Genomic DNA, 7,604 nt, shown 5'->3' with positions numbered 1-7,604 from the left:
CGAAGCGCTCATCCGCTGGGCCGCCATCGCTGGCATGACCCGCCGCATCACCCGCGGTCAACCGGCACGACGTCAAGCCCGCCGCACCTTCACCTGGACCTGATCAACCCCATCTCAAACACGCTCTTAAGACGGTGCTTTATCCGCAACTGCAGGCTGATGACCTGCGGTTTCTCTATTTCAGTCTCTTGTGTGCCGGTCGCAGCAGGGTGCTGCTGTGGTCGCTTGCAAAAGATCAGCTAAGCGGCGTTCGTCATGGCCAGGCTGTGAGAGAAGGACGGCGGCGGACAGCGCCCGTTCGCCCCTGCCCATGCCGAAGAACTCCACCACGTGGCGGGCACCCGTTCGGCCGCCTCCTTCGGAGAGCGCGCCAGGTCAGGGCTTTTGCAAGGTCCTGTACGACCACGCGGCGAGCGATACAGCCAAGGAGCGGATATGAGCTGTCGGCGGACTCTGCGACGATGCCCACGTGGGGATCGATAATGGCATGTTCGCCGGTGACGCGCATCGCAACGACATTGTTAACGCACTCAAGGTCTGGCGCGACAGCCTCGTCAACCTCACTGGCGTTAACCGCTTGATCAACTTCATGCACACCAGGACCGGCACGGTCCAGATCACCAGCCCGACAGGGCAGGAGATTCTGGACGGCCTGCGCGCCCGTCGCCCCTGGTCGTTCCAGGGCGTTCGCGAGACTGAGCAGCCGTTCGACGCGGACGAGGACGGACCGCTCGCTCTCCCCTCCGGTAGCGTCCTGCACAGCCCGAAGGCCGATAAGGACCTCGCGCCGGTGCTGCGCAGCCTTATGCGCAAAGCCAGGCAGGAATACCTTGACCGTGGCCTGTCCGTTCTCTATCTGGCTCTTGGCATGCTCAACTGGCGGGACACCGACGACACGTCCCTGGCCAGCCCGCTACTGCTCATTCCGGTCGAGCTCACCACGACCGGTCCACGAGATAGGCCCCGCCTGCGAATCGGCGAAGGTGATCCCGTATTCAACCCGGCCCTCGCTCTGCGCATGCAGGATTTCGGGATCACCCTGCCCACCATTGACGACCTGGCCGATCTGAGCATTGACGCCTTGTTCTCCCAGGTCCGGCAGGTGGTTCGTGGTCGAGACGGGTGGAAGGTCACCGACGCCACGGTGCTGTCGTGCTTCTCCTTCCACAAGGAGGCGATGTACCGCGACCTGCTGGACAACGAGGAGCAAGTGATTGGCCACTCGGTCGTGCGCGCGCTGGCCAGCCAGAGCGTCGCTGACCAGACCAGGAATTTCCTCTTCGACGAGATCAAGCCGCAGGACATCGACCGACACGCTCCGCCGGAGGACACTCCGCTCGTCCTCGATGCCGACTCCTCGCAGCGCGCCTGCGTCGCCGCGGCGGTGGCTGGCCGCAGTTTCGTCATGGACGGCCCGCCCGGCACGGGCAAGTCCCAGACCATCGCCAACATGATCGGCGCGCTCCTGCACGCCGGTAAGACCGTCCTGTTCGTCTCGGAAAAGGCCGCCGCGCTCGAAGTCGTACGCAACCGTCTTGCCGAGGCTGGACTGGACAACTACCTACTCGAACTGCACAGTCACAAGGCCAGTCGCAAGGAAGTGGCGACGGCCTTGGCGCAGGCCCTCGACAACGTCCCGCTGCCGCCGCCGGGCATGGACACCATCAGCCGCAAGGTGCTCGTCGAGCGGCGCGAACAACTCAACGCGTACGCGGACGCGATGAACAAAATCCGCGAACCCCTCGGATACAGCCTGCACGACGTCCTCGGCCTGATCGCGAACCTCGATCACGTCCCGGCCGCGCCGACCCCTGACCTGCCTCCGGTCAGTCTGACCCCCGAGGGTCTTAACGCCATCCGAGACGCCGCCCAGCGAGTCGCCCGAGCCTGGCGGCCCGCATCGCAGGGCCACAGCTTCCTGTGGCGCGACGTCATCGACAAGGCATCACTAGACACCCGCCTCTATCAGGCGAAGATGGCGCTCGAAGAACTCGCGGGGATCACCGGGTTTAACCGGCCTCTCGCCGGCGCGTTCGCGATCACTCGACCGAGTGACACACCTGCGCTGCTCACGCTGCTCGCGCAGAATGCGGACCGCCCGGACGAGGCACTCGACGCGTGGCTGACCGCGCCAGACTTCGCCGCGCTCACCGAGGTGGCCGACTACCTCGCCCTCGACCTGGCCGCTATCCGCGACACCGCCCAGGCCGCACGCGCGCACTGCGGCGTGGAATGGGCGTCGCTGCCTAACCCGGCGCTGCTGCCACCATCCCCGGCCGTCGCGGACCTCGCACCCGCACCGCTGGTTCTCGCCGGACTCGACGAAGAGACCGCACAGAGCATGGCCGACCAGTTCATCGCAGACGCCGAGCGACTGGAAGCCCGGCTGCGGTCACTCGCCGGGCTCACCGACCTGATGCACCTGCCGCCGGTACGAACGATCCAGGACGCCACCAACGTCCTCACCCTGGCCGGCCTTGCCTACGCGCGCCACCGCCCCGAGCGGTCCTGGCTCGTCGTGAACGGCCCACAGACCGTCACGGTCGCCGCGTCCGCCCTTCGGCAGTGCATCGCTGCCCTGGACGCGGCGGAGTCAGCCGCCCGCGCCTACTTCACCGACGCGGCGCTCGACGCGCCACTGCCCGAACTACACGACAGGTTCACCAACCTGCACAAGGGCCTGCGCAAACTCCGCAGCCAATACCGGCGGGACAAAAAGACCCTGGCCACGTTCACCGCAACCGGTGTCACCACGGACGCTGCGATCAGCCATCTGGGGCTCGGTGTCGCCTGGCAGCAGGCCCGCGCCGGCCTTGACGCCGCCACCACCGCGAACGCGCAGACCCTCGGCTCTTATTGGAAGCAACGCACCACCGACTTCTCCGCGGTCGACGAGGCCGTCGGGTGCGCCGAACAGATCCTGCGCCTGACCCCTCCCGGCGCGCTCCCGGCAGTATCCGAACATGTCTGCGCTCCCGACCCATCTGCTAAACTACGCGACCTGATCGTGGACGTCCGCGCCGACCTGGACCAGTGGCGCACCACGCTCGCGCCGGCACCGGCGCCTGCCGCCCGCCCGGAACTCCTCCTCGAGCCGCTCACCGCGGTGATTGCCTGGCTACGCGGCCATGTCGCGCCGCTGCGCAGCACCGCTACCCGAGCCGGGGCCGTCAGCGCGGCCACTGGGCGAGCGCTGAGTCTGGCCGAAGCGGACGAGATGCTGCGCTGCCGGCAGGCCGCCGCCGACGCCGAGTCGGCACTGCACGGCCGCGCGGACACCTACCGGGCGGCGTTCGGTGACGTCGCCTACCGGGGCACGGGCACCGACGAGGCTGTGCTCGCTGGCGCGCTCGCCTGGGCGCGAGCCACCCGCGGCGCCCGTACGGGTTCGGACGAGTCCCTGACCGAGGAGCAGGTGAAGGCGCTGGCCGACGCTCAGCCCACCGGGAACCTCGCCGACGCGTACGCGAGGTGGGAAGGGGCGCTGGGTCGCATCGTGACCGCTTTCGCCGCGACGCGACACACCGAACTGGTCACCGAACTGGATGGCTACCTCGCCGGGACGGAGTTCCTCGACGAGTTGCGTCACGACAGCAGCGGTCAGGACGAGTGGTTCTCCTACCAGCGGGCCCGCGAAGACCTGGCTGTCCACCACCTCGACGCCGCTGTCGACTTCTGCATCAACCAGGCCGTTGCGGCGACTCAGGTGCCGCAGGTCGTCGACCGGGCGCTGCTGCGGGCCTGGGCGGATCACATCATCCGCGACGACAGCGCCCTGCTGCCTCTGCGTGCCCAGGACCGCGGGGCCCTGATCGAGGAGTACCGGCGGCTCGACCAGCAACTCATCCCCGCCGCGACCAGCGATATAATCCGCGCCGTCAACACCCGCCGGCCGGCCTCGGTGGACGTCGGAGAGCCTGCGATGATCCGTCGCGAAGGCATGAAGAAGACCCGGCACCGCCCGGTACGGGAACTGATCGGGTCGACCCGCAACGCCACGCTCGCGATCAAACCGTGCTTCATGATGTCGCCGTTGGCCGTCAGCCAGTACCTGCCCTCCGACATGCCGTTCGACGTGGTGATCTTCGACGAGGCATCTCAGGTGACCCCCGGTGATGCGGTCAACTGCATCTACCGTGGCAGGGCCCTGATCACCGCCGGAGACGACCGCCAGCTACCGCCCACGTCCTTCTTCGATCGGATGGCGGACGACGGCGGCGAGGACGCGGCTACCGACGTCAGCGACTTCCAGTCCATTCTCGAACTGTCCAAGGCCTGTGGTGCATTCCGGAACCTAGCCCTGCAATGGCACTACCGCAGTCGCCACGAGGCGCTGATTGCGTTCTCCAACTACGCCTTCTACGAAGGAAAGCTGGTCACCTATCCGGGCGCCCAGACCGACGGACCGGACGTCGGCGTGGAGATGTTCCACGTGCCGGGCGTCTACCGTCGGGGGACCAGCCGCGACAACCTCGTCGAAGCGGCGAAGGTTGTCGAGCGCGTCCTGCACCACTACAGCACCCGGCCGGACTCGACCCTTGGCGTCGTCACCTTCTCGGTCGCCCAGGCTGACGCCATCCAGGCGGCCCTGGATCGTGCCCTGATCGAGCGGCCCGACCTCGAACGTCACTTCGACAGTGACCGGCTTCACGGCTTCTTCATCAAGAGCCTCGAATCCGTACAGGGCGACGAGCGGGACGTCATCATCTTCTCTATCGGGTACGGCCCGGACGAGAACGGCAAGATCACCAGCAACTTCGGTGCGCTCAACAAGCCCAAGGGCTGGCGGCGCCTCAACGTCGCGATCACTCGAGCGCGCCAGCGTATCGAGATCGTCACGTCCATCCGCGCGGGCAACGTTCCCGACACGACCAACGAGAGCGTCCGCCACCTCGCCGCGTACCTCGACTTCGCCGAGCGTGGCATGGAAGCCCTCGCCCTGGACATCGGTCCGAGCGGACGTGGCACCGACAGCCCGTTCGAGGACTCGGTAATCGGTGCGATCCGTTCGTGGGGCTACCTGGTGGAGCCTCAGGTCGGCGCGGCGGGCTACCGCATCGACATCGGCGTCCGTCATCCGGCTCAGCCCGGCGTCTTCGTCCTCGGCGTCGAGTGCGATGGGGTGATGTACCACTCTTCCCCGGCGGCGCGAGACCGCGACCGGCTGCGCGACCAGGTGCTGCGCGGCCTGGGTTGGAACCTGCACAGGATCTGGGGCACCGCGTGGTACCGCAACCGCCGGCAGCAAGAAGAGCGGCTCCTCGCCGCGATCACCGCCGCCATCGCCGCGCCCGTTCGTGGCAGGCTCTCCACCCTCCACGACGTCATCGAGCGCCCCGTGATCCGGACAGCCGAGGTGGACCGCGACGCCGTACCTGAGTGGACGTCGCCGTACCGCAAGGCCAACGTCACACCACTTCGTCGCTGGGTCGACCCCTCCGATCCGGCAAGCCGCTTCGACATGGCAAGCGGCATCGAGGAGGTCGCCGGCGTCGAGGGGCCGGTTCACATCGACGTCGTCCTGCAACGCCTGCGGGATGCCTGGGACATCGGGCGGGTCGGCAGCAAGATCCGCGCCAACATCGACGCAGCGATCAGGGCCGCCCACGTCGTAACCGACGGCGACTTCATCGACGTCGCCGGCCGACCTGTCGCCAGCGTCCGCGTCCCCGCCGACGGTGTCCAGCGCCAGGTGGAACACGTGGCCGACGGGGAACTCGGCCTTGCCATCACCAACCTCGTCAGGAGCGGCGGTACGGTCAACCATGACGACCTGACGACTGCAGCGGCCCGCCTGTACGGCTGGAACCGCCGCGGTTTGGGGATCACCACGCGACTGACGGTCATCATCGACCGCCTGCTGGCTAACGGAACGCTCATCGGAGATGCGACTGCGCTATCTCTCAGCGTGAACGATCTCAACCGGTCATTGCAACACCTCGATCGTGCAGGTGCTGGTGGGCAAACCAGCGGGATGGGACGCTGACGCTGCCCTCGGGCGCCCGGGTCGTCTGCGGTGGGTTCCTGTCCCGGTTACGAGGGGCTGGATACCTTGGAGCTTTACCTGCCACTGGGCGCGTTGGCCCGAACCGACCGCCGGATCGGCGGCTACCCCTTCGACGAATCCAGCGGCGTGGAATCGTTGACGTGGCGTAGCGCGCTCGACCGGTGGCTGGCTGACGTCGCCGTTGCCGTATATGCCGACGTGCCGTTCCACCGCGCGCTCATCGGTTTCGAGATCGATGAGGACCGAGACATCACCGTCAACCAGCGGTATGCCGCGGTCCTGACGCCCTGCGCGGACGGCTTGGAGTACCGCCCCGCCACCGCCTGAAGCGCGACGAGTCGGCGAGTTGCCGACGCGGCCGGTTTGTCGACGTTCCTGTTCGGCAGGCGAGCCGGCGGGCCAATGGCCCTACAGACCTTGTAGGTGTGCGGAAAGCCAGTCCTGGTGTCGACTCCGCAGTGCGTCGCGGTCAGCGGAGGTGGCCAGTACGACGTCCATCCCACCGTCGTACGGGTGATAGAGCCAGCCCAGATCTACGTCACAGACAAGGACATTGCCGATGACGTCGTCCGCCACGCGGCGAAGCAACGGGTCGAGCCAGCCCCGCGACCAAGGTGTCTCGCTGGCATAGAGATGCATCCAGCTTTCGAAGCCTGGCTCGTCATCGATGCAGATACTTGTCCAATACGCTCCGGAGGGGTGTGCCGAGATGGTTTCGGCTGAGCGGCCGGGTTCCTGCGGGGCGGGCTGGGCCGAGTAGCCGGCGGTTATCACCAGCACGGCGGGGCGGGTCACCAACTCCGCCAAGATGGTGTGGTGTCGAGCCAGAACGATGCCGTACTCAGCCTCCGTGTCGGGGTAACGCTTCGAGCCTGGCAAGGCGTGGAACCGCACCCACCGGTCCCGGATCTCCCGCAGTTCAAATGGCAGCTTGGAGCATCCCGGCCACCGTTGATCCCACAACGCCGATAGCCGGGTCGGATCGATCACGACGTCGATCATCAGCCAGGACTCGACATCCAGCAACCTGGCAACCGCTCGTGCGCGATGCGCGCATACCTGGCGCAAGGGCGACGACGCCCCGCACGCGGCCTTGCCGAGCTGAGTGCATGCCTGCGAACGAGCACTTGATCTTGGCCTGATGTGCGCGGTGTGTGCTCTCCAGCCGGTGCCGCCGTGGGTCAACCCGTGCCAACGTGGGCCATCGTGGCCGACCGCCGGTCGCAAACGGGGGCTCGTGTGCTCCTAAGCTGGGAGAACAGGGGGACGGGTGACGTGGGTGAACGCGGGCCACTCCCTGCCACCCCAGGTGAACCCCCAGGTCGCTAGACTAGGCCCTCGCGCCCCCGTAGCTCAGGGGATAGAGCATCGGTTTCCTAAACCGTGTGTCGCAGGTTCGAATCCTGCCGGGGGCACCTCGAAGATCAGCCAGAACGCCATCTGAGCAGCGGATACGTCACTGCGCCGATCCGGAACGTGTCAAGGGATTGAGGCCAGCGGGAGTTAAGCGGCCTGTCGTTCCGGTTCGGGTTTGTTGATCCAGACCTGGTTGGGCAGGTCGAGGATCTTGGGTAGGGGTTGGGTGGTGCCGAATCGT

At 66.9% G+C, this 7,604-nt stretch carries 3 protein-coding genes and 1 tRNA gene; 3 read left to right on the top strand and 1 reads right to left on the bottom strand.

The annotated features are described in order from the left end of the window. Positions 1–469: 469 nt before the first annotated feature. Entirely contained in the window at positions 470–5,986 is a 5,517-nt protein-coding gene (locus tag E1258_RS27605) for a DUF3320 domain-containing protein (RefSeq protein ID WP_132406264.1), read from the top strand. Between the two features lie 66 nt (positions 5,987–6,052). Continuing rightward, the gene (locus E1258_RS27600; RefSeq protein ID WP_207919751.1) at positions 6,053–6,334 is read left to right on the top strand and encodes a hypothetical protein; all 282 of its coding nucleotides are present in this window, start codon (positions 6,053–6,055) and stop codon (positions 6,332–6,334) included. Between the two features lie 81 nt (positions 6,335–6,415). Here the strand turns inward: E1258_RS27600 and E1258_RS27595 are convergent, their stop codons facing one another. Next, the gene (locus E1258_RS27595; protein WP_132406260.1) at positions 6,416–7,009 is read right to left on the bottom strand and encodes a hypothetical protein; all 594 of its coding nucleotides are present in this window, start codon (positions 7,007–7,009) and stop codon (positions 6,416–6,418) included. Positions 7,010–7,349: 340 nt separating this feature from the next. Between E1258_RS27595 and E1258_RS27590 the strand changes: the two genes are divergently transcribed. Then, positions 7,350–7,422 (top strand) — tRNA-Arg (locus E1258_RS27590). The last annotated feature ends 182 nt before the right edge of the window (positions 7,423–7,604 follow it).

The sequence above is a fragment of the Micromonospora sp. KC207 genome (assembly GCF_004348615.1).
In the GTDB taxonomy this organism is placed as follows: domain Bacteria; phylum Actinomycetota; class Actinomycetes; order Mycobacteriales; family Micromonosporaceae; genus Micromonospora.
The sequence above is the reverse complement of the archived record's forward strand: the minus strand, read 5'-3'. Positions and strand labels throughout refer to the sequence as shown.

What these genes read in the sequence shown, in the direction of transcription:
- E1258_RS27595 (WP_132406260.1), bottom strand. Translation starts at nt 7,009, where the DNA reads ATGATCGACGTCGTGATCGATCCGACCCGGCTATCGGCGTTGTGGGAT.